Source organism: Acinetobacter halobius (assembly GCF_044130335.1).
Lineage (GTDB): Bacteria > Pseudomonadota > Gammaproteobacteria > Pseudomonadales > Moraxellaceae > Acinetobacter.
In genome coordinates this window covers 72,110-95,450 of record NZ_JBIQOD010000008.1, presented here as the reverse complement: position 1 = coordinate 95,450, position 23,341 = coordinate 72,110, and the positions used below count along the sequence as shown (strand labels likewise).

General features: G+C 39.3%; 30 protein-coding genes. 24 read left to right on the top strand and 6 right to left on the bottom strand.

What is annotated here, in order from left to right; translation table 11 throughout:
* Positions 1–4 precede the first annotated feature (4 nt).
* The 24 genes from ACE01U_RS09035 (at position 5) to ACE01U_RS08920 (ending at position 18,800) form a co-directional block, all read left to right on the top strand.
* Positions 5–379: a hypothetical protein gene (locus ACE01U_RS09035; RefSeq protein ID WP_395579262.1), complete on the top strand. Its 375-nt coding sequence runs from the start codon at positions 5–7 to the stop codon at positions 377–379.
* Positions 376–792 (top strand): hypothetical protein, encoded by a 417-nt coding sequence (locus tag ACE01U_RS09030; protein WP_395579261.1) that lies wholly within the window; start codon positions 376–378, stop codon positions 790–792. Before ACE01U_RS09035 ends, ACE01U_RS09030 begins: the two co-directional genes overlap by 4 nt.
* Complete coding sequence (locus ACE01U_RS09025) at positions 749–1,120, top strand: glutamate 5-kinase (protein WP_395579260.1); 372 nt, start codon at positions 749–751, stop codon at positions 1,118–1,120. Before ACE01U_RS09030 ends, ACE01U_RS09025 begins: the two co-directional genes overlap by 44 nt.
* Positions 1,121–1,123: 3 nt before the next feature.
* Entirely contained in the window at positions 1,124–1,516 is a 393-nt protein-coding gene (locus ACE01U_RS09020; RefSeq protein ID WP_395579259.1) for a hypothetical protein, read from the top strand.
* On the top strand, positions 1,513–1,926 hold the full coding sequence (locus ACE01U_RS09015; RefSeq protein WP_395579258.1) for a phage tail terminator-like protein: 414 nt from the start codon (positions 1,513–1,515) through the stop codon (positions 1,924–1,926). The genes ACE01U_RS09020 and ACE01U_RS09015 overlap by 4 nt, the downstream gene beginning before the upstream one ends.
* Positions 1,927–1,991: 65 nt before the next feature.
* Entirely contained in the window at positions 1,992–2,927 is a 936-nt protein-coding gene (locus ACE01U_RS09010; RefSeq protein ID WP_110975610.1) for a phage tail tube protein, read from the top strand.
* Positions 2,928–2,966: 39 nt separating this feature from the next.
* The gene (locus ACE01U_RS09005) at positions 2,967–3,437 is read left to right on the top strand and encodes a phage-derived protein YdaY family protein (RefSeq protein ID WP_110975611.1); all 471 of its coding nucleotides are present in this window, start codon (positions 2,967–2,969) and stop codon (positions 3,435–3,437) included.
* Between the two features lie 408 nt (positions 3,438–3,845).
* Positions 3,846–4,562, top strand: a complete 717-nt coding sequence (locus ACE01U_RS09000; RefSeq protein ID WP_110975613.1) for a hypothetical protein — start codon at positions 3,846–3,848, stop codon at positions 4,560–4,562.
* Entirely contained in the window at positions 4,559–5,011 is a 453-nt protein-coding gene (locus ACE01U_RS08995) for a type II toxin-antitoxin system VapC family toxin (protein ID WP_110975614.1), read from the top strand. The genes ACE01U_RS09000 and ACE01U_RS08995 overlap by 4 nt, the downstream gene beginning before the upstream one ends.
* A 330-nt stretch (positions 5,012–5,341) precedes the next feature.
* The gene (locus tag ACE01U_RS08990; RefSeq protein WP_110975615.1) at positions 5,342–5,659 is read left to right on the top strand and encodes a hypothetical protein; all 318 of its coding nucleotides are present in this window, start codon (positions 5,342–5,344) and stop codon (positions 5,657–5,659) included.
* Between the two features lie 10 nt (positions 5,660–5,669).
* On the top strand, positions 5,670–6,107 hold the full coding sequence (locus ACE01U_RS08985; protein WP_110975616.1) for a hypothetical protein: 438 nt from the start codon (positions 5,670–5,672) through the stop codon (positions 6,105–6,107).
* A gap of 170 nt (positions 6,108–6,277) precedes the next feature.
* A complete protein-coding gene (locus ACE01U_RS08980) occupies positions 6,278–6,994 on the top strand; it encodes a DUF3761 domain-containing protein (protein ID WP_395579257.1) in 717 nt (238 codons plus the stop codon).
* Between the two features lie 79 nt (positions 6,995–7,073).
* On the top strand, positions 7,074–7,394 hold the full coding sequence (locus ACE01U_RS08975; RefSeq protein ID WP_395579256.1) for a hypothetical protein: 321 nt from the start codon (positions 7,074–7,076) through the stop codon (positions 7,392–7,394).
* A gap of 87 nt (positions 7,395–7,481) precedes the next feature.
* Entirely contained in the window at positions 7,482–7,832 is a 351-nt protein-coding gene (locus ACE01U_RS08970) for a phage-derived protein YdaY family protein (RefSeq protein WP_395579255.1), read from the top strand.
* Positions 7,833–7,900: 68 nt separating this feature from the next.
* A complete protein-coding gene (locus ACE01U_RS08965; protein WP_395579254.1) occupies positions 7,901–8,551 on the top strand; it encodes a zinc-ribbon domain-containing protein in 651 nt (216 codons plus the stop codon).
* A gap of 61 nt (positions 8,552–8,612) precedes the next feature.
* Entirely contained in the window at positions 8,613–11,372 is a 2,760-nt protein-coding gene (locus ACE01U_RS08960; protein WP_395579253.1) for a hypothetical protein, read from the top strand.
* A gap of 12 nt (positions 11,373–11,384) precedes the next feature.
* Entirely contained in the window at positions 11,385–12,596 is a 1,212-nt protein-coding gene (locus ACE01U_RS08955) for a hypothetical protein (RefSeq protein ID WP_395579252.1), read from the top strand.
* Positions 12,593–13,447 (top strand): phage BR0599 family protein, encoded by an 855-nt coding sequence (locus ACE01U_RS08950; RefSeq protein ID WP_395579251.1) that lies wholly within the window; start codon positions 12,593–12,595, stop codon positions 13,445–13,447. Before ACE01U_RS08955 ends, ACE01U_RS08950 begins: the two co-directional genes overlap by 4 nt.
* Before the next feature lie 12 nt (positions 13,448–13,459).
* Positions 13,460–13,705: a hypothetical protein gene (locus tag ACE01U_RS08945; RefSeq protein ID WP_228267851.1), complete on the top strand. Its 246-nt coding sequence runs from the start codon at positions 13,460–13,462 to the stop codon at positions 13,703–13,705.
* Positions 13,706–13,713: 8 nt separating this feature from the next.
* Complete coding sequence (locus tag ACE01U_RS08940; RefSeq protein WP_395579250.1) at positions 13,714–13,893, top strand: hypothetical protein; 180 nt, start codon at positions 13,714–13,716, stop codon at positions 13,891–13,893.
* Entirely contained in the window at positions 13,877–16,642 is a 2,766-nt protein-coding gene (locus ACE01U_RS08935) for a hypothetical protein (RefSeq protein ID WP_395579249.1), read from the top strand. Before ACE01U_RS08940 ends, ACE01U_RS08935 begins: the two co-directional genes overlap by 17 nt.
* A complete protein-coding gene (locus ACE01U_RS08930; protein ID WP_395579248.1) occupies positions 16,635–17,528 on the top strand; it encodes a LamG-like jellyroll fold domain-containing protein in 894 nt (297 codons plus the stop codon). Before ACE01U_RS08935 ends, ACE01U_RS08930 begins: the two co-directional genes overlap by 8 nt.
* Before the next feature lie 45 nt (positions 17,529–17,573).
* Positions 17,574–17,945: a hypothetical protein gene (locus ACE01U_RS08925; RefSeq protein WP_395579247.1), complete on the top strand. Its 372-nt coding sequence runs from the start codon at positions 17,574–17,576 to the stop codon at positions 17,943–17,945.
* A 60-nt stretch (positions 17,946–18,005) separates the two neighbouring features.
* Positions 18,006–18,800, top strand: a complete 795-nt coding sequence (locus tag ACE01U_RS08920) for a glycoside hydrolase family 108 protein (protein WP_395579246.1) — start codon at positions 18,006–18,008, stop codon at positions 18,798–18,800.
* 65 nt (positions 18,801–18,865) lie between these two features.
* Here the strand turns inward: ACE01U_RS08920 and ACE01U_RS08915 are convergent, their stop codons facing one another.
* From ACE01U_RS08915 to ACE01U_RS08890, 6 genes are all read right to left on the bottom strand, one after another.
* Positions 18,866–19,942 (bottom strand): acyltransferase family protein, encoded by a 1,077-nt coding sequence (locus ACE01U_RS08915; protein WP_395579245.1) that lies wholly within the window; start codon positions 19,940–19,942, stop codon positions 18,866–18,868.
* A gap of 56 nt (positions 19,943–19,998) precedes the next feature.
* Complete coding sequence (locus ACE01U_RS08910; protein ID WP_395579244.1) at positions 19,999–20,229, bottom strand: hypothetical protein; 231 nt, start codon at positions 20,227–20,229, stop codon at positions 19,999–20,001.
* Positions 20,229–20,495 carry a phage protein NinX family protein gene (locus ACE01U_RS08905; RefSeq protein ID WP_395579243.1) on the bottom strand — a complete coding sequence of 89 codons (267 nt, stop codon included), beginning with the start codon at positions 20,493–20,495 and terminating at the stop codon, positions 20,229–20,231. Before ACE01U_RS08905 ends, ACE01U_RS08910 begins: the two co-directional genes overlap by 1 nt.
* A gap of 871 nt (positions 20,496–21,366) precedes the next feature.
* Complete coding sequence (locus ACE01U_RS08900; protein WP_395579242.1) at positions 21,367–21,987, bottom strand: aminotransferase; 621 nt, start codon at positions 21,985–21,987, stop codon at positions 21,367–21,369.
* Between the two features lie 80 nt (positions 21,988–22,067).
* Positions 22,068–22,550 (bottom strand): CinA family protein, encoded by a 483-nt coding sequence (locus tag ACE01U_RS08895; protein ID WP_395579241.1) that lies wholly within the window; start codon positions 22,548–22,550, stop codon positions 22,068–22,070.
* Positions 22,551–22,594: 44 nt separating this feature from the next.
* Positions 22,595–23,245, bottom strand: coding sequence for an A1S_1983 family putative colistin resistance protein (locus ACE01U_RS08890; RefSeq protein ID WP_162900276.1), 651 nt, complete (start codon positions 23,243–23,245; stop codon positions 22,595–22,597).
* Between the last annotated feature and the right edge of the window lie 96 nt (positions 23,246–23,341).

Below are 23,341 nucleotides of genomic sequence, written 5' to 3'. Positions count from 1 at the left end.
TGCTATGAGCTTTATTACTGTTGAAGAAGCTGAATCTATCCTTGGGGCAGACTTTGCCGATGATAGTGATAAAGCTCGTTTGATTAAACTAGCAAACACATGGATGAAGAATGAAGTTGGTTTTATTCCCGATCCGATTGACCCGCTGTTAAGAGACTCTGCCTGCGAGATTATTAAAGGTATTCAGGCTGGCGTGATTTATTCAGGTATTGCACGCCAAACCACAAGTGAAAGCGTAAAGGCTGATACGGTACAAGTGACTGAAAGCTTTGCTGAAGGTAGTGTAGAGATTTCAGAGTATGAGCAGATAGCGCGAGCATTCATTGATTCATTGGATTTGAAGTCTAAAGGATTTGGATTCGAGGTGTTTCGGGCATGATTAATACAGACTATGTTCCTGAGTGGTATATCACGCCTTTTGAGCATTCCAAGTACACATTGGCCCGCAATCAGATACATATGGATTTACTGTTTGACGACATGAGTGATTCAGATGAATTTCTATCTCTTGGCTGTCCTGCACAAGTGGATTACTACGATGGTGGGAAATATTGCATTGTTCAACTTGGGGAAATTCAAGACAAATCCTTGATTGCTATTCATGGCCTGTTATTGCATGAAGCTGTACATATTTGGCAGCGATCAAAGCTTTTGATGGGTGAAAAAGAACCCAGTATCGAGTTTGAGGCTTACTCAATACAGCGTATAGCTCAAGACTTATTTGATATGTATGAGGCAAGTGAAAGCCATGATCAAAAACAAAATCCAATCCAAAGTAGCAAAAGCCTTTGATAAAAAGCTTGCTGATGCGGTAGATACATTCACTTGTTCAAAAGAAATCCAGTCGGGTGACTTTGATTTTGAAACACAGACTTATCCAACCGTTACTGTGGAAGCGTACAGCGGTCGGGGTGTATTGTTTGGCTCTTATTTAAAAGATATGGTCAAACCAACTGATTATCAAGTCACGGACTCAAAGGCCACAGTATTGCAAAATGAAGTAGCTCAAGTGCCTCAGATCAGTGATGTTTGGACCACGCCAAAAGGGCGCTTTAAGGTGGTGAATGTTGGGCAAGACCCAACAGAATCTATTTGGGTAATTCAACTCAGAAAGGCCTAGATTATGTCATGGAAAAACAAACCTTCTAATTTTGCCTTACAGGTATTGGCTGATGGTGATAGTCATTTACGCAAAGTTAGTGCAGAGATGCTTCAAGGTGTAATTACCGCAAGCCCGGTGGACACAAGTGCTTTTCGTTCAAACCATCGTGTCACCGTGGACGCAACAACTAATGAAACGGTAGAGGGTACCGGAAATACATCACCAAAAGGTAATCTAGATCAGGTTGTTTTTAATGATGGTGCTAAGGAAATTCTGAAAGCTCACTTAGGTTCGTGTGTGTATATTCAAAATAACCTCCCGTATGCGGTTGCATTAGAGAATGGACATAGTGAGCAAGCACCAAATGGTGTCTATGCTTTAACATTTCAGTATGTGTGCGAGAAATACAAATGATGACAAATACTCAAGCTTTGCGAGCCATTCTTGCACGTGTTGGTTCTTTTACTGGGATGCTTAAAGAACATATTCAATTGGCAAATAATCCTTTGCACGAAGGCAAGCCGTTTGAGCCACCTGAAAAAGAAATATGGGCCAAGATCACCGTTAAAAATGCGGGCAGTTTTATTTCAGAGATCGGATCTAAACCAAGTACACGCACTACCGGTATTGTTTATATCCAATTGTTTGCACCGTTAAATACAGGCACAGATTTGATATCTCAGATGGCTGACAAGTGGGCTGAACATATGCAGTTCCATAAAAAGGATGAGTTGGAGTTGCGTGAAGCTTCTATTATTGATGTAAGCACTTATGGTGAACTTTATTACCAGTACAACGTGAATATTTCGTACGTAGTGAACTAAACCCAAATTCTTATTTAGCCGTCCTTTTAGGGCGGTTTTTTTATGCCTAAATTCAGGAGACAACTATGTCAAAGGGCACTGATGTGGTAATCCACATTGCGAAAGAAGAAACACCTAATACTTTGCCTGCGGTGCCAGTGTGGCATACGTTGCGTCGAAATTCAGACTCACTCAAAAAGACGGTATCAATGACACAATCAGATGAGATTGTTGATTCACGTTTTGAACAAGGTTCTGTGGCAAGTTCAGCCGAAGCAACGGGTAGCATTGAATTTGAATTATCAGCCTTAAGCCAAGATATGTTTTTTGAAGGTGTTGCTGGTAATTTATTTGTTGATTCAGGCACACCAAGTGTTTCAACTTTGGAAATTGGTGGTGACACACTACCAACATACACAATTGTTAAGCATGACAAAAAAGTCGGCTTTATCCAAGTTTTCACTGGTTGTCGAATTGGTGAGCTAACCATTCAAGGCGATACAGAAGGGAAAATCACAGGCACAGCTTCAATTAGTGCAACCGGCTATAGCAATCCAACTGCAACACCAGTAGTAAATCCTGTTGCAGCTACAGATACTCCATTCATGTCATCAATCAACGTGAATGAGTTTAAAATTAGTGGTGTGTCAACAGTAGGTACAGCATGTGCCGAGTCCTTCACTATCACCATCAATAACAATCTGACTGCTAAACCATGTTTAGGAAACGGCAGCTTGATTCCAAACCGCTATACAGAAGGTAATGTCACCATTACTCTAAATGTGACTTTGGCACTTACAACCACATCAAAAGAATGGATTCCTTACGTTGAATCACGTGAAACTATGACAGCTGAAATTGGCATGGAGGATTCAAAAGGTAATGCCTACGGTTTCAATTTCACGAAGCTGGAGCTTGATAATGACGGGCTTTCAGATACCAATAAGAATGATGATCACACTATGGCGATGGAATTCCGCCATGTGAAAGAAGCACCAACAATTACACGCACAACAGCATAATTAAGGCCCCGAAAGGGGCTATATTTTTGGAAAAAGAAAATGACCTTAGTTGTAGAAATTGAAAAAAGCAAAGAAACATCTCTTTGGAAAGAATACAAAGATGCTGAAGGTAACGTATTGGCTCGCTTTAAGATTCGTGGTGAATCTTATAAACCCTATCGTGTTGCTTTAGAGCGAGCACAAAATCAGGTCGCATCAAAAGGTTATGTAGTATCTACGGCCAGTGGTGAAGATAAGCTTTATCATGAATTATTACTTGAAGCTGCTGCTTGCCACCTTATTGAAGACTGGGATGGTGTATCTTTCCGTGAAAATGGCAAAGAAACTGAGCAGCCTTGTACACCTGAAAACGCCACTAAATTGTTAAATATGGGTGATATAGGTGTGGCAATTTGGGCCTTTGTAAAAGCGCATGCTGAAAAGATCCAATTAGAAGCGGATCAAGTGAAATCTGACACTTTGGGAAAGTCACAAAGCTCTACCAATGGCACGCAGGAGACGGTGGACTAACCGACTTTCAGAAGAAGATCCGCGAAAAGCAAGGGCGCAAGCTAGATGATGCGCCTGAGTTTAGTTATATAGCTCACGCTATTTTGAGTGCATTCAATGTGATTGCACGGGGACGCTCATATCATCCTGTGACTATGCCGCTAGATGGCAGTCATATCAATGCGTATCTTGAATTGTATGAAGCACCTTGTGAGCTGCATATCTTTGTTGAGTGTGTCTTTGCTTTGGATAATTTGTTTTTGGATAGGGTGAGGGAGAAATCGGCGTGAGTTGATTTCTTGTTCTACGACATTTAGTGACGTTTATTTTTTTTAAGCCATTGAACAAAAATGCAAAGATGTTAAATTACAGCGAATGCTAATATAGCAATAGTGATAATTTTTATAGGCAACTTAAAGGGAGGTGGTTATGTCAGATAAGCTTGTCATTGCACTCCGCTTGCCAGATAAAAAACCGACCGATTTAAAGTTTGGCGAAATGGCAGAGCTATTTAAGCAGTTCGCTAATTTGCTAAAAGGATCTAAGGATAATTTCGGTTATCTACAGGAAGGATCTATTTATGTTGGTAGTCCGCCACTAGATGCTGAAGAATATAAAGTCGCTATAGATCAAGTTTTGCAATCAGATGGTGGTGATTTAGATCAATATTTGAGTAAGCATCTGGATTGGGGTAATGCTCAAATCGGGGTACATCGTGAGGGTGAGAGCCCGAAGCAGATGAAAATTTTAAGAAGTATTGAAACGGTTATCACCCCAAACAAGTTTAAGCAAAATGAAAGCTTAAGAGGCAGGATTTATAAGATTTCTTCTGGCAAGGATTCTTATTATCTTGGGATTAATTTTCTTAATGGATTTAAGGTTAATACCAAGGTTACGCAAAACATGGTTGAGGTTTTAAGAAACTATCTTGCCTCGGAGAGAATAATTGAATTTAACGGAGTTGCCACATACTCTGATTCTGGGGATTTCCAGCTATATCTAGAAGATTTTAAAGTTGAGAGCTTTGAAATATTAGAAAATGATACTGTAGATAGTTGGGTGGATGATTTTGTTGGTTATGGAAGAAGTGGGTGGCAAGATTTGGATGACCCATATAGAGTTTTGGAAGATGAACGCTTGTCATGATAATAACGATTGATGCCAATATACTTGTCGCTCTTTTAAATGATAAGGCTTTTGCTTATGGTTTTAAGCAGTTCTGTCACTTATATAAGGTTGAGGAAACTCTTATTCCTGCACCAGCTATGTGTGAATTTTTGGCTCATGATTATGCAGAACGCTTTTCTTTTTTCCAGAAGTTTAAAAGGCAAGCTAGAGTAATTAGCTTTGACGAGAAGGCCGCATATTTAACAGCTCAACTAGGTGAGCGCTATAATAAAAATAAATTAGATATAGGTAAGCAAAAGGTAAAGGTTGATTTGCAGATATTGGGCATAGCCTTGGCCAATCACTCTTTATTTATTTTGACTAAAGATGGTGACTTTAATAAATATATTGAAAGATTAAAGTTAAAAATAGGGATTAAGACAGTTGCAGACCTATATATCAAAGATGATTTGTTTGGTGAAAGCTAACCACCCTTTGGTGGTTTTTTAATGCCAAAAGAAAAGCACCCTAGGGTGCTTTTTTTATGCTCCTAATATTTTAGGAAGTGTGCAAAATTACAGATCTTGATTCTCATGTTTGAGCACCATATCGAGACACTCAACTTGTAATACTAGTCCTTTTGTTGATTAATTTTAGCTTAAGTCAATTTTTGAGAGCCATGTACACAATAAGAAATTAATAGTACTAACAGTGATATGTATTTATAAAGTAAAAATTGCAACAATTCATTTTATTTATTGCATAAAACCTTAGCTAGGTGTTCATTAGTATGAGCTGCCATAAATTAAGGATTGAATATGTCAAATATAAAGATCTTTTGTTTTGCGTTCGTAATTTTTTTCACAACTAAGAGTAATGCTGAAATTACTCTAGAGCAAAAAGCTCGGTGTAGTGATAATGCAGCTCAGCTTATTCGTGTTTGTGAAAACGCTGGAGGTACTGCAAGTGATTGCGGGATAAGAGGGTTAAAACAAAGAAGTACTTGTGAAGAGAATCGAAAAAAACATAATGAAAAATTCAATAAACAAAAAACTCTCAAAGTAAGGCCTCCAGAGGTTAATCTTTCAAAAGAAAATAGTCAAAATGTGGGCAGTAAGAATACTGCTGTTCGTTAAGGAGGTAATTATGAGGGTTATTTCTTTAATGGTGCTATTAATAACAGTGAGCACATCAGCCTTTTCAGCCACAAGAGAAGAGGTGTTGAGCTTTTTGGAATCATCATTTAAATCATGCTCATATATATCGGAAGTTCGAAGGAGTGATAGTTTTTTTAATATTTACTATAACTATGGCGGGGTGATGGAGAAATATGAAGAGTTTGATCTGGATGATTTAAAATATGACGGGGATGTTAGTGAGTATGGATCTCCTATTCTGTTATTAAACTGTAGCAATGGAGCGTGTGTCAAAAATTTTAATGCTGATTACTATGGAAATTGGAAACAAGCTAAACCATCGGGATCTGTTAACTATAATTGTGGAGCGAATGATCGAAGAATCGCTAAAGCATTAAAATATTACTCCATAAAATATTCATCACCCGAGTTAAACTTGGAGGATTAAATTGTATTTCTCTTTTAAAAAAATAATATTTGGATTCTTAGCTGATAAAATAACACTCTAAGCACTGCTCTTCACAATATTATAACCACTCTTCGGAGTGGTTTTTCTTTTAGTTGTATATACTTTTTTCAAATAATTGAGTAATTTATCACCTTTATTTAGGGGGTAATATGAAAAAATTATTAGTAATCGGTACTTTATCTTTAATTTCATCCTTGGCTTTGGCAGATAAGCCTTTGTTGATTCAACAAGGCACACCCGAACCAATGAGCAGCTACGAAACCCCTGTAGCGGAAACACAATACACACCATTGCAACCAACAAGATATAAAAACGAGACAGCGCTTAATGCTTCGTTAATGCTTGAGTATTCAGCTCAGAAAGGCAAATTTGCAAATGATATTGATGAAGATCTAAAGGGTTTTGGTATCGGGATTTCATCAACTCCACACCGAAATGGTTATTGGGGTAAGTTTGAATATCAACAGAGTGATAATTACGATGGCAGTGCATATGAATTTTCATTCGGTGGCCACTTAAACCTCATTAATGCCAATGGTTTTTATGCGTTAGCAACCGTGGGTACAGGGGTAAGTATCTTAGAGGCTGACGGCTTTGATAACTCAACTTATTGGACACTACCAGTTGGTTTGGAGTTGGGGTATACACCTATGCCAAATCTTTCTGTTTATGGTGGTGTTGGATATAAATGGTCTTGGGATATCTCAGAAGATGGTGAAACACGTTGTAATGATGGAACGTGGAGTGATAGCACAGGATCAGGTACGTGTTCTTGGCATGGCGGCATTGATTATGATTACTCATCAAGCTACATCGGTGACTTTGACGGCGTTACCTACAAAGCCGGCATTCGATATAACTTCTAAAAGTAGAACCGCCCAAGTGGCGGTTTCTTTTTGCCCGAAAAATTAGTATCTTGTTCTAAATTATAAATTTGGGGTGGGTATGAAGAAGATTGTATTTTTTATTTGCTTGTTATGTATGGCGGTGATATCTAATGCGGAGATGACTAAGGCGGAATTTTGCAAAGATATGTCGTCTTATGCAGAGCTTGTTATGCAGAAAAGGCAAAATGACACACCGATCAAAACCATGTTGCTGGCAATCGAAAAGTCAGGTGAATCCAAGGGAACTCGAGAGTTAATGGAGTCAATTGTCGAAGATGCCTACAGCAAGCCAGCGTACGCAACCAAAGACTTTAAAAATAAATCTATCAATGAGTATTCTGCTTCAGTGTATTTGGAATGCAAAAGAAATTTAAATTAAAAAATTTATTCAAAACAACCTGAAGAAATCTATTTTTACCTAAAAACCTCGCTTGTGCGGGGTTTTTATTGCCCCAAGGAAAGTGAAATGACTGATAAATCAAAATGGTTTGTATATAAGTTAGATGATGGCGCTGTGTTTGGTTGTTTCAGAATCAAGCCATATAACAACCCTGAATGTGTCGCTGCATTGAGGGATTTAGCTGTAAAAAAATCTATTTTCAAAATGAGTGAGTTTAAATTTGCTCAAGAGTATTTGAAGATTATTGCAAAGCATGTGATTCAAGATTGGGAGAATATTGAACTCCTAAAACCAACTGGTAAGTCGAAAGGTGAAACACCCTATTCGCCTGAGAATGCTTATTCAATGATGATAGGAGGGTCAATAGGGTCTCAAATTGCTGCATGGGTGATTGAAAAGGCTAATAAAATCTCTTAAAACAAGATAGATTTTGATCTGCAAAGTTAGTATCTTGAACCGAGCAATAAATTAAATGGGGGCTGGTAATGGCGCTAAAACCATGTAAAGAATGTGGAAGTCAAGTAAGTGATAAGGCGGAAAGTTGTCCTCAATGCGGAGCAAAGGTTAAAAAAGATGTTCCACGATGGGTTGTTTGGCTTGTTTTGATATTTATAGGCCTAGCAATCATTGGCTCATGTCAGCCATCAAGCACCTCAAATAGTAGCGCCTCATCCAACTCAAATAGCGGATTAGCTAGTGAGCCGAAAAGCAATTGGGTAAGCAACTCATCAACAGATGAAATGCGAGGAACAAAATCTCAAACCACATACACTTCAAGTGTAAATAAAGTTAATTTCGAATTTCCGTATAGTGGCGGATCTAACCTTGATTTAATGGTTCGAAATAATGCTGGCCAAAAAGATGTGATTATTACAATTTCAAAGGGTCAGTTTTTGTGTGGAATGATTGATGGTTGTGAGGTTAATTTTAAATTTGACAACAATCCTGTTCAATCAATAACAATGGTTGAGTCAGATAGCCATGACAGTGATATTTTATTTATTAAATATCCAAAAACTGCAAATAGTGTTATTCAAAAACTAAAAAACTCCCAGAAACTGATTATTGAGCCGAAATTCTATCAGGAAGGATCAAAGCAATTCACATTTGAATTAAGTGGGTTTAAAGAACCGTAATCCTCAAAACTCATACAAGCCTCGCTATTGCGGGGCTTTTTTTCGCCTATAGGAAATTGAAATGACAGAACAGAAGAGCCGCTTAGTTATCGAAATCGACTCCCGCAACTCCAAGAAAACAACTGAGGAGCTAAACAAGGAGCTAAAAAATCTAGAGACAAATGGCAATGTTGCATCTAAAGGTATAAAGAAAGTAGGGGATGCTGCTGAAAAGGAAGTTTCAAAAATTAATGGGTTTAAAACTGGAATTTCCAAACTCGCCCAAGAGGTAAATATTGGGTTCGCTAGTATGGCGGGGACAATAGCTGGAACTATAGGTAGTGCAGTAACACTAGGAGCCATAATCGCACTAGCAACACAAACCGCAAACGCGGCAGCGGAAATAGAAAAGCTTGCATATTTGTCTGGTACTACACCAATTCAATTTCAGGAATGGGCCGTTGGTGCGAGAGCCATGGGTGTGGAGATGGATAAATTATCAGATATTTTCAAAGATACCCGTGACCGTATTGGTGAATTTACACAAGAGGGCTCTGGCGAACTAACTAAGTTTTTCACAGAAATCGCAACCAAAACAGAGGGTGGAACCCAAGGCGCTTTAAAACTCGCAAATGCTATGCGTGAATTAAGCGGCCCAGATGCACTACTTTTATATGTGCAGAAATTAGAAGAGGCTGGCATTGCACAGAATGAGTTTGTCACATACATGGAATCTGTAGCAGATGAAGCTACCTTACTAATCCCTCTCCTAGAGAATGGTGGGGAAGGTTTTGAATTATGGGCTGAAGCAGCTAGAAATGCTGGGGCAATAATGGATGAGGAAACCCTTGCTGCAGCTCAGCGATTAAAAGTAGAAACTGAGCTGCTTGAAATGCAAATTGCAGGCCTACGAAATCAGTTTCTTCAATCACTATTGCCAGCCTTGAATCAAATAGCTGGGGCATTTCTATCAACATCAGAACAAGGTGTGCAATTTAATGGAATTGCTGAATCAGTTGCAAATACGCTTATTTGGCTATCAAAAGTTGGGATGGGTGTTGCTGCAACTTTTGATATTATCGGTAAAACTATAGGTGGCTCTATTGCAGCAATGACAGATAAAAATGTCACACATCAAATGGTTTTAGATGATTTAAGCAAAACAATTGATGGCTGGGGAACCAAGTTTAATAAGCTAAGTGATCCGACCTCAAACAATAAGCTGGTTGACTCTTTAACCAAAGTACAACAGCGAGCAACTGAGGCTAGCAAAGCAACTGCCAGTTCAGCCGCAAATACGAAAGCAATGCAAAAAGCTTTAGATGGGTCGGCAAATTCTTCCAAAAAGGCAGCTGATAATACGGCAAAATTAAGACGTGAGGCTGAAAGAGCGCTCAAGGATGCTCAACGCCTCATCTACGAATACACCAGCGAGTTCACCCGAATTGAAACCGACTTAAAAAATGAAATTGAGAAAATCAATAATTCATCATTAAAGTCAGGTTCAAAAACAAAAATGATTGCTGATGCAACAGAAATTTCTGAAGCAAGAAAAAAACTTTATGCAGCAGAACTTGATTTCGAACTCAACGAGTACAACCTGTCTGAATCCGAAAAACTTAATGCGCAGACAAATATCAAAAAACTGCGTATTGACTCCACAAAAGGGCTATTGGCTAATGAGCGTAAGTTGAAAAAGGATTACGCTGAAAAGCAGAGTGCTCACGAACTCGGCCTAATCCAACTCGCCAAAGAACAGCGTATTTTCCAGATGCAACAGGGACTAATGCATGCAAATGCAGAATCTGAAAAGTACTGGGATCTAGAACGTCAACGCATTATGTTGAATGTTCAAGATCTGGATGAACGTAATCGTCAGTTAGCAATAGCTAATGCATTGCAAGGCGAAGAAAAACGAACAAACCTAAATACTGCAGTTCAGCAATGGGGAAGTATTAATTCTGAGCTGACAGGCACTACAGATCAATTTAATCTTGAGAAAGAACGATTTGATCGACTGGATAAGTCACAAGCACTGTTTGATGCTGAGTTGGCGATGGCAGGTGAAAACTATGCATTAAAGGAGCAGGCGTATCAGGCTCATGTCGACAGAATGACTGCAATTGAGAATGCTTATAGTGTCTCATCACTCCAGCTTCAACTTGGTTATGGTCAACAAATGGCTTCCAGTGTGTCTAGCATGATGGGGGCTATCTTCAGCGAAAAATCAAAAGCTTATGCAGCAGCTTTTGCTGTTGAAAAGGCCTTTGCTGTGGCGCAAGCTGCAATTGCAATGGGGCAAAATATTGCTCAGGCGTCTGCGATTGGCTTCCCCCAAAACATTCCTATGATTGCTGGCGCTATGGCGCAAGGTGCCCAGATTGCTTCAATTATTGCATCCGTAGCGGCACCTACTGGGTATTCTGATGGTGGCTTCACTGGTACAGGCGGCAAGTTCGACCCTGCAGGCATCGTGCATAAAGGTGAAGTTGTCTGGTCGCAAGAGGATATCAAGCGTTGGGGTGGTGTAAACGTTGTTGAGGCGATGCGCACGTCACAGCCGCCAAAAGGTTACTCAGATGGTGGTTTAGTCACTCCACAAGACACATATCGAGTCGGTATGGGAACCGTGGATACGATTAATCGCAATGCTGATGTGCTCGCTGAACGACAAGCTCAGGCAAGTGCCCAAGCGCAATCGGCCAATCCTCAACCTATTGAAAACAATCTGCGTGTGATATTTGTTAGGGATGAGAATGAGGCTAAAGAGATGTTGTATGGGCCAGATGGTGAGAAGGCATTCCTCTATCACCAAAAGCGGAACAAAAGCAAATTAGCGTAATTTGAGGACAAAATGAAAATACAAACCAAATATGGTGAGGTGCATGTATTAACAAATTGCCCTCTGCTTGATTCTACTGAGCGACTGGAATTTAAAACCGAAGTTCATGAGGCTTATGACAGTAGTGAGGACCGCTACATCCAGCGGGATGCACCAAGACAGGTCCTCAGTTTCAATTACGTAAATATGCAGAAAGCGATGGGCGACATGTTTCATATGTTCTATGCCAACTTGCGTAATCTATGGGGTATTCCATTGCCGCAGTTCCGACAGCGCATTCCAGATATGGTGGACAGTGATTTTATTATCATGGACACGACAGCACACATAGCCGACCTTAGAGTCGGTTTTATTTTGCTTGAAAGTTCTGAAGGTGCTCAAGTTGCAGAGATTGTGAGCATTGGTCGATACATCATTACTCAGGAAGAAATTAGAGATCCTGAAACGAATGAGGTCATTCAAGAGCCAATTACTGAATATCAAGATGGCTTTCGATTATCTGCAAATGTGACTGTGGAGAATGCAACCATTATGCCGCTGCGGATCTGCATCATTGATGGTGATGCATCAATCAGCACAGGCGGGTTTTGGTCAAATTCTAGCGTTGTTTTTCGGGTGTTGGCTGAAGATTCACCCGAATATGCGGGAGATATTCCAGAACAGTATCAGGGCGAAGATATCTACTTTAAGCCTTTGTTGTTGGACGGCAGCGCTTTAGAAATGACACTGACTCAACACCAAAACATTGTGGATGCTGATGTGGGTGGGTTTCAACAATTCACCCACTGGAAGAAACCACGCTATTTAAAACCGTTTAAGTCTGTGTTGAAGAGATGGGATCAATATAGCGAATATCGTCGATTCTTATTTCGACGTATGGGCCGCTACCAAGCCTTTTGGATGCCTTTATATGAAAAGCATTTGAATATTTTAAACACGGCAAATATCACCACCTCACTGAGTACCAACACGAAATACTTGCTTGAGGCTGATCGTAAGCATATTGCGGTAAAGCGTAAAAACGGAATGTGGACCGCACATGAAATTACCGCCAAAACTGGCGGCTCTTTAACGGTTTCACCAGCGATCAATGTGCAGCGCAACGACATCCAAACCATTTGCTATTTGGGCTTACACCGTTTTGATGCAGATCAAATCGAATTTCAATTTTTAGGTGCACAGATTACACAAGTGACCGTGCCTATTGTGGAACTATCATCATGAGAAACAGAGCAGAGTTATATCAACTCAAGCGTGGTGCACGTGCTTGGTATTTTACGGATCAGCGCAAAGCAATCATTCATGCAGGGATTGAGTATTTGCCGATCCGTGGCCTGCAACGCACTGCCATTGAAGATGAAAGTATTGATAAATGCGATACCGAAGTGACTTTTCCACAAATGCATTTATTCAATGCAGAGGGTGAAGATTTGGCCGCCATCTTTGCAGGCAAGATCTTCTATGGTGGTGTGACGATTACCATACTTGAACTTTACCAGGGCGAAACACTGGTCCTGCATAAAGGCCGGGTGACGCAGCCAAAATATGATGAAGATGCTGACACACTGACGCTGGTATGTGAAACCGGAGAATCTTATTTAAACCGCAATATTTTGACACGTAAGTTTCAGTATTCTTGCCCAAACTCAATCTATGACCGCTGGTGTGGGCTTAAGTTTGAAGATTGGGCCTTTGACATTACCGTCACTGCAATCAGCGGGTTGAATGTCACATTCACCGTTAATCCGACGCAGGTGCTTGATGCAGAAGGCAATCCAATGTTTGATGAAGAAGGACAACCCGTGATGGAAACCAAGTCTTATCCAGATCAATGGTTGGATTTGGGGTTGATGCTGAAAGGTGGTGTACATACCTTAATAACGACCAGCACAGCGAATAGCTTCACGCTATACCGCCAGCATGTCGGTTTAGCAGTGGGTGATGTGTTTTCTGTTGTACCGGGTTGTGATCAATCTAAAAAAATGTGTGATGAGAAGTTTAAGAATTGGGCGCGTTATGCCGGGCATCAATTCATCCCGAACAGCAACCCAATCTATACGCAATTGATTAAGTAAGCGAGGTGTCGAATGGTTATTGCACCCTGGGTGATTTACGCCATGCTTGCGCTAATGGTAGTCACAATGGCTTACAGCTATTACGCCATACGCAAAGCCCAAAAGAAGAACCAACAAACAGCCAATCAATTAGACGGCACCATCGCTGATGAAGGTGTTTCCTTTTCAGACGTAGCAGGTAGTCCTCATATGTATGGAAACATCACCCATATTTGGGGGCATGCGACAACGGATATCAAACAGAAAGGTGGCAAGTGAAGATTTACATGTCAGATATACGTCAAGCTGGAATGTGTGCTCGCGGATCGCGGGCATTTTTTTTATCTCAAGGTTGGGACTGGACAGTCTTTCTTGAAAACGGCATTGATATTGAAATTGTTGAACAAACCAATGATGCCATGGCGCAGCAAGTTGTGGAGTATGTAAAAAATGGGCGGAAGCAGTAGTCAAACAATTGGTCAAAGATACTTCGCCAAACTCACCACCTTCATTGGCAATCCGATTGAAAAGTTGATTGGGATTAACTTTGATAACCGCGGTTGGATTTTCAAACCGGATAATGAAGAAAGCTTTCTGCGTGTCGAAAGCCCAAATTTATATGGGGATAAAGAGGGCGGTGTTGCTGGATTTATTGATATTCATACAGGTACAGCAGATCAACCTCCAAACGCTACGTATGAAAAAGACTTTCCTAAAGTATCGGGTTATCCCTTTCAGTCGTATTTGCTGTTTCGTGGGCTTGGAAAAAAAGCAGAAACGCAAGCAACTGTTGGGGCTGTTGTACAGAGCACACCTAAGTATTACAACAACTCGTTTTATCATGGCAACTCGGGTTACATGAAAGAAATGTTGCTTTGGCCACAGCGAATCCATGTTCGTAATGATGGTCGCCCACAGTGGTATGACGAAAAAGCTGAGATTTTCCCTCCACCTGAAGCTGATGCGCCTGAATATGACTTTGACCAACTCAGTTGGGACATGGTCGGAGAGGATGGTCCTCATGGGAATTCAAACGTTCCAATAGGAAATTTTGGCACATCCAGTTTTACCATTCAGTCCTCCAATTTTTCTGCAGACACTATATTTGAAATTGATTTAGCTGTAACAGCTTCAACAGAATTTCGCCCCGTCGTTGGCGGTGAGAAAGTTGGAGATTATGACTGGATTCGAAAAGGTGGTGTATATGCGAGTTCTAGCTTTAATCGCTACATGATTCAAATTAGTGAACCACCTGCAACGTATTACTTTAATCATGGTGTGTCGAGTGATCCGTATGATGATCAGGAACGATTTGCGATGATTAAACTTCAAGTTAAGAATGGTGCAACCGTAACCTGTATTTGCGATCCAGCCGATGGTCTCATGGCGAAAGGAGAGACAAAAGGATATCAGCAGTACATGCGCTTCAGTGCAACAAGTGCAGCACATCGCTATATCAATCCGATTCATAAAATCCGTGAAATTTTGACCGATGACACAGCGATGAATAAGCCTGAGTCTGATGTGAATGATGTGAACTTTAAGAAAGCTGCAGACGTGCTTCATCAAGAAAAATTGGGTATCTCTTGGTCGGTGACAGAAAAGTCGTGCCTTGAGGCGATTAATGAGCTTTGTGGGCATATCGAAGCGGGTGTGCGGATGAACCGTCAAACCGGTTTATATGAGATGGTTTTATTTCGTGATGACTGGTTTGCAGAGAATGAAGTTCAAACACTGCCTGTCAACAAAATTAAGAGTATGCAGTTGGATGGAGCAACATCTGCAGATGAACTGATTAATAAGTTGAACGTGAGTTATTACAATCAAAGTGCGATTAAAAACTCTTCATTTTCAATTGCCGAGAATGCTGCAATTCGGAACTTAAATGGACATGAAAATTCTGATGATGTGAAGTTTCCTTATTTCATGCATCAGCGTAATGCAGCTATTGTAAGTCAGTGGAAGCTGAAACAAATGTCTACACCAGTTTGGCAAGGCACACTTACCACGGGTTTCTACGAGGCACGCAAATGGAATCGTTATGACTTACTCAAACTGGAATGGCCAAGACGTTGGAGCGGTACCATTTTGGTTCGGATCATGAAAATCAACTTAGGTACGGGTACAGATGTCTCCATTGATTTTGTTGAAGTGGTGCCGTATTCAAGTGATCTTTCTTCAAGCATTGTGATTGATACCCCTGTAGACACTACACCAAAACCGCCACAGCCTGCATTGTTTAAAGCATTTGAATTGTCTTATTTAGAGGCCGTTCAATTGAATGGGCAGAAATCTGTGGATGAGGCTCTGGCTTATAACCCAGATGCGGGTTATGCAGCAGTGATTGCTAAGCGCCCGCAAAGTAATTCATTAAATGCTTTGATGTACACCGATACCGGCAATGATTATGAGCGAGCAGGCGGAATTACATATAGTGAAACCGCTGAGCTTGATCAGAATATTTCTCAGATCAACACTACATTCATTGTAAAAAATACAGGTGATATTGATATGGTCAGTCTCGGTACGCAGATTACGGTGAATCACGAGATCATGGTGTATCAAGCTTATGATGAGGAAACTGGGCTACTCACTGTCAAACGTGGTGCGCTCGATACGACTCCTCAAAATCACGTGGCGGGCAGTGTACTGTACTTTGCAGATGAATTTATCACGGTCGATCCGACTGAATATGTCACTGGCGAGATCATCAACGTAAAAACCCTGACCACAACACCAAGTGGAATTCTAAGTCTGGAAGATGTGGATGCACAGCAAGTTGAGATACAGGCTCGTGCAATTCGACCGTATCCACCTGCAAATGTAAAAATCAACGATGTGTACTGGCCAACCGAAATTGAGACAGATTTAGTCTTAACTTGGGTGGATCGTAACCGGATACAGCAAACGGGTGGCAGCATTCTGGGCTGGTATGAGGGTGGTGTCACAATTGAACTAGGCACACAAACGCATTTAATTCTGACGCAGCTTGATGAAAACGATCTTGAACTAGCAACGACAAATGCCAACGTGACGGGTACCACAAGTTACACATTGCCAATTTCGTCCATGCAGGCTAACGCACGAACAGTCAGAGTGATTTTAAAAACCCTGAGAGATGGTTATGAGTGTCTAACCCCTTTTATTCACATAGTTGAGTTAAGTCAATTCTTCTCAGCACCTTACAACTTAACAGTTGAGTTTAAAAATGACTAATAGACTCGAATTGAATTGGAAGCTGGATGGCTTTGTCGATGAGCAGCGTTATTACTGCTCAGAAACACCTATTGATCTACTAAATCTTCCGCCCCCCAAAGCAATATTGGCCAGTGATGTAAGGGCTTATGTTGATACCGATATTGATGAAAAAAGATACCACTTATTGCTGAGCTCTGTTAAAAATTCAGTCGAAAAATTTGGTGAGCAAGTTAGTGTGTGGGCATCAAACAAAGATGAATTTTATCAACAAGTTGAACTTTTATTGCTTGCAAATGCTACGAGCTACCCATCAACTAACATTGTTGACCGTTCGAAATACGCAAGAGCTATAACAAGAAGCGGTGTGTCAATCACTAATTCTCTAGTAACTATTGATGGTGGTGCATTTGATTACACAACTACGTCAGTCGTGAGATATCTGCAAGCATCGGTGCCTGCACTAAATACGAATGACTTTACAATTGAACAATTTCTCAAGGTGAATGTAAATCAAGGGACTTATCATCGAGTGTTTTTATTTGATACTCAAGAATCCGTAAGTAATGGGGCGCTTCAGCTACAGTTGGCGAGTGATGGCACTACGAAGTTATATATTAATGATGGAAGCATCAGACAAGTTGGTACTAGTTTAAACCCTACTGGAAACTCATTGAGGCATCATTGTCTAATGAGAAAAGATGGTATTTTTTACTATTTCTTGGATGGTGTTTTACAATCATCTTATGATCAGTATAAATCATATGTAATAAACAAGACCAACTTCAGGCTTGGGGGATATAGTACCCATACTATTGGTTATTCATCATCTTTACGCATTACGCGAGCTGTAAGATACAATATTTCTGGTTTTACGCCGCCTGGCGAGATGTTTAAAACTTCATAGCACCCAGTCGGGTGCTTTTTTATTGCCAAAAATTAGGAGTGGTCTATGAATGACCCAATTTCAATTAAGGGTCTGCCTTGGGTGTTAAAGATTTTAGCTGCAATTATTGGGGCTATATTTGCTCTGACATTATCGGGGGATATTGATACACAGGGACGTATCAAGATTACACCTGGTGTGATTATGAAATTCGTCTTTAGTGTAGCGATTAGCTTATATGGAGGAGCTGCTTTTATTGAGTACTACAGCTTGGGTCATTATTCCCATATGGCGCAAGGTTTTGTGATGCTGATATTTGCAGTATTCGGTATGCTTTGTATTGGTATCGTATATCAGGCAGTTCAACTCATGAAGGGTAAATCAATCTCAGAAATTGCGTTTGAAGTTAAAGAAACGTTCAGGTCTATCTTTAAGTAATTCGTACTTAAACTTCATGCCCACATCATGTGGGCTTTTTTATATCTAAAGGAAAGTCAAATGAAACTAATTGAAAACTGGCAACAGGCTTGGAAACTCAAGTCAGTACAAGTAGGCGCAGCAAGCGCCTTTTTTTATGCCTTGATTTTATTATCAGAGCAGTTTTTAGGAGTGTGGAACTTAATTCCACAAGAGCTTAAAAATAAGATTCCTGAAAACGTTGCTGAGTGGTTGGGGGTGTTTGTTGGTGTGGCCATGGTGCTTGCACGTTTGAAAAAGCAACCTGAAATACATCCTGTACCAAAACTATTAGGCTTTGCTGCATTACCAGTAAATTCGATTACCTTTGATCAGGCCTTTCAACGATTGATTGGCCATGAAGGTGGGTACAGCAATGATGAGCGTGATCCGGGTAACTGGACAGGCGGCAAGGTTGGGGTAGGTGCTTTAAAAGGTACAAAGTTTGGCTTAGCTGCTAACACCTATCCAAATCTTGATATTAAAAATCTCACATTAGCCAGAGCCAAAGAAATTTATAAAAAAGACTGGTGGGATAAATTAGGCGGTCACGGTCTGCATTCAGCCATTACTTTCCAGCTTTGGGACTTTGCAATTAATGCGGGGAAGAAAAGAGCGATCATTGAGCTACAACAAGTTGCCGGTGTGACAGCAGATGGAATCATTGGACCTAAAACAATTGCTGCAGTGAATGCCTTGGATCTGAATGATGTATTGCTCTCATTGACGGCAGAGCGATTGAGGTTCTACACATCATTAGGGACGTGGTCCACGTATGGTAAAGGCTGGACGAATCGTGTAGCGGATAATTTGAAATATGCTGCTCAAGATAACTAATCTTCTATTGCTGTGCATCCTGCTTTCAGGCTGCACAGCTCATTCGATTTCGACAAAAGTGCATGTCACTGTTTGTGTTCAGTGTGTGAATTGAGAAGTTCTGATGTGAAAGCCTTTTCAATAACGTTTCTTAGCTTCGGCTCTAGATATTTTGCAATTATAAATGACACAATATATAAGAGCATTATTACAAATATTGGGCTTGCAATTAAGATGTTTTCCAGAAGATCTAATCTCTCTAATTTAACCAATATAGATATTAAGGCATTTTCATGAATTAAATATAGTGGATAACTAACAAAACCAAAAGCAAGAAGAAATCTATTTGATATTAAGTGTTTAACTTTTTGGGAGAAAAAGCTAGATAAAAACAATAATATCGTTGAGAAGCTAAATAGAAATAAAATTATACTTAATTCGTCAATGTATAGGGTGCGAAGTATGGAGAGTATTACAGAAATAATGAAAATTATATAAAGGTTTTTATTTGTATTTTTTCGCATGTATTCATATGCAACACATCCAATTATGAACCAAGAAAAATGAACAAAACCTAACATTGTTGTTAGTTCATAAGGAGTTGAAATACCTATTTTATTTAATCCAAATGAAATGTAAGACAGCGTTAATGCAAGAAAAAGAGCAGGAATGCAATAATCTCTACCAAATTTGAAATAGACTATTCCTATAAAAAAATAAAAAACTACTTCAACATATAGCGACCAGAATGCACCCTCAAGGCTATAAATATGTATTCCAGATAAATAGTGTATCAATTCTGGAGAAATAAATAACAACCCAGGTACTGTATCGATAATACTTGGATCACCTGCTGGTCTTTCGTGAAAAAATGAAGAAGATGAATATACTAAAATAGTTGCTATAAGCATGGCAGGAAACAATCTAAACCATCTTTTAGTTATAAAATGTATAAAGCTTTTAGATTTATCCAGTGTCATAAATATGACAAAGCCAGAAATCATAAAAAATAATGGAACACCCAAATAGCCATATTTAAAAAATGGTATTTGCTGTGTTGCAGATATAAAATCTAATTTTTGTGGCCATCTACTATAGCTATGGTATAAAACAACCCAAATAATTGCTATCCCTCGTAGTCCATCTATGTGTTGTATACGCATAATTGATAAATTTAATTAATTTTGTCGAATCTTATTCTATCCTATTCTTTTTTAAATTAATTATTTCTTAGAACCTTAGCACCTTTCCAAAACTCACCACGCCGACGCACTAGAAAAGAGCTCGCAATACTTTCCGCATGAAATACTTTGGCATCATCCTTACTATCAACCCAAAACCATTCGGGTTGATAGACCTGCTGGACATCTGAAAAATCATCGTATTCTAATATTTCTTGTGTTGCATCTCGATAAGCAAGCCACTTGCCATCTTTAGTGATATAAGCCATTAAATTTCACTTCCCAATTTCTTCTCAATGTAGCACTTCATCACAGCCTCAATAGCCGTATCACCAACTTGCTCAGCTTCTCGACTATCAACGCGTGGTCCAACATAAAAAGCAGTCCATCTTGAATATGAACGTACTAAGCTGATTTTCTCTTTTTCTATCAACTTTCCACACAACTCCCAATCAATCACTGGAATTGATTTCACTTTCATTGCTTGAGCGAGAAGGTATGGTAATTGGATAGGTGTTAGATCTGATACTTTCATAATTTATTTGTTCCAGCTATCAACAATATTCGCCAAATTTTGCATCATTTTTCTACGATCAGCTAAGTACTTTGCATGGTTGTATGAGTCTACTCAGGTCTACTCCGAAGTAGACTCATAGTAGACTGTAGAACTATTGTGGGGTGTTGCTATAGATTGGGGAATATTGCAAAGTATTGTATAAAGCACTGTATATAAGGGGTTTGATAGAATTTGTATTGCGTGGTATTGCGTCAGATTGTATTGTTTTTATTAGATTATAGAATTATGAGTCCGCTGCTCTCACCGCTGAGCTATAGGCCCTTGATTTATAATGATATTTTAACATGTACAATGTCTAATATCAATTAAAGTACCTTGTTATAAATTAACAACTTAGAGTTGTTAATTTACAACTACATAAGTAGTTGAAATAAATACTTTAACTATAAAGTTGTAAAGCTTTAGGGCTTTACATCTGCTCTAACCAACTGAGCTATAGGCCCTAATATCTTGAATTTGTTATATATCAACAAGTTCAAGCGAAATGAATACTAGCGAAGATTTTTTAAAAAAACAAGCTTTTTCATACTTGGTTGTACAGTATCCCAACAATTAGAAGATTTGAATATTAATACGTAAGAAATTTAGAAAATGATGAATTTTTCAATGTTGTTGAATTAATTTATGCATCTAGCAAGTGGTGCTACTAAATTGTTTCGGTCAATACATCAAGTGGAACTAAGTATAGACATCCTAATTCTGTGCAAATGCAGATTATATAGGCTCTGACCCGCAATAACTAACAATAGAAAGGATATAGGGGGCTTTGGCCAAAATCTAATGCACTCAGCCAAAAGGCTCTACTTTCATAATTTTAGAGCTTATTTTTTTAGCGGGTGAGAAGTACAGGGTCCTCAATGTTATAACCTGTTTCAAAAGGAATCCCGAGATATTGAACTGTCACCAGTGCTTTTTGTTGATGAGGAACTTTATAAGTTTGCGAAATGCGCAGCCCATTTTTATAGTCCACCGCCTTGTGTATGGGACTTTTCAAATTGATGTATTTCACTTGATATTGATAGCTAAACTTCGGGATGGAGAGTGTAGGGTCATACCAAGAGGGTTCTTTTGAAGTCTTTTTATTGATGACTTGAATTTTAACCTGCTTGGGCGGAATCGGCGTTAAAGCTTTGAGTCGTTTTTTAATTTTTGCAATGTCACGGTCAAACTTTTGACTGTCTTGATCATAGTCAATTTTTTGAGTTTTTGGATTGATATATAAAGATTTTACTTCAATCAGTTTGGAGGGGGTTTTGCTGTTGAGTTGATAATAATACAATTGTGGCAAACGACCCCGACCATCTAAATAATGTCGCATCACATAAATTTTCTGATCAGTTTGGTCGAGTCCTAAAACTTCAATATTTTGTGGTCCACCTACAGTTGCAAAACTGTGGCTTGAAAAAAATAAGGTACTGAAAAGTAGTGGATGGATTATTCTTATCATCATGAGGCACCTCATATTTTTTACTGATGATGTTTCACTTTAGTGGTCACAAAATGTAGAAAAGTTAACTTGAGTATAATGCTTTAAGTATTTTGGATACGTTCAATGACCATTTGGGCTACGTTTTTCGTAAGTTGATCAAGTCGCTCGAGCGCAGTTCCTAGCAGCAAATACTGGTAGCTACTTAATGTATTTTGATAATAAATAGCCGTGTAAAAAGTGCCTTCTGGCTTGTCAGGCGTCGCACTTCCTCCAGGTTTCAATAACCCTGTACATGAGACAATGATATCGGCATGAAAAAAAAGTTGATGACCGTGAATAGCCATAGCTTCAGTGACTTCAATCGACTCTGCTGTATATTGCTGAATCAGTGCTGGATCTATTTTTAGAATTTCACATTTGATACTGGGATCGTAACTGACCAGTCCACCGAGTAAAATGTCAGCTCCGCTATGTTTATAAATCGAAAACTGACTGGACAAATAACCAGAACTGGCACTTTCGATAAAGGCGATGGTCAATTTTTTCTGTTCTAGGAGGTTGCAGCATTGTACTAATATTTGCACGTTTTTAACCTCCTGATGTTCATTAGGTTGATCTATTTGGCAGCCTAGTCATAAACACGATACACACCAACAAAACGATTACATGCTTTGTTTTCACTTTTTACAGAAAGAATGGCTTTTTGAAAGTTGAACTGATAATGGCAGTTGTTTTCATTGTCCGTGATGTTTTGTTTCTGATCTGGTGTAGTGTAGGCCAAAAATGAAATGGTTTGAGTCTCTATACGATTATTAGGATTACGGTAAGCGATACCTTCAATCTTAATTTTATCTTTAGACAGTTGATGAACTTGCAGATGCACAGGTTGCTTAGCAATCGTCCCATGTTCAAACTTTAAATAGTGTTGGGTCAAACTTTGATTAAGTGAAGTATAGAAATTCAGATCATCAATTCGAAAATCCATCTGCTGTTGATAGCAATCTAAGGATTTACATTGTTGTAGACGGTTCAACCATAGCTGCTGGGTATCGACTAATAAACGCTGTGGGGCATCACTGATTAAAAAAGCAGTCATTGATTGCGTGTCTAATTTGTGCCGAATGTCTTTGAATTGATCACCACAGATCTTTTTAAGACCAGACGATGAAGGAGCGTCACAGTCAATGACTTGAGCATAACTAAAGCTGGTACAAAGACAACTTAGACACACTAAAATACTAAATTTTTTCATAAGTTTTATGTCGGTTTTCAACAGCATGATCGCTTATACTTTCACTATGTTGCGCTGCTTGTAACTATAGCGAAAGAGAAAGCGTGAATACAAGATTTCAATCATTTATTTCTTAAAGGAAAC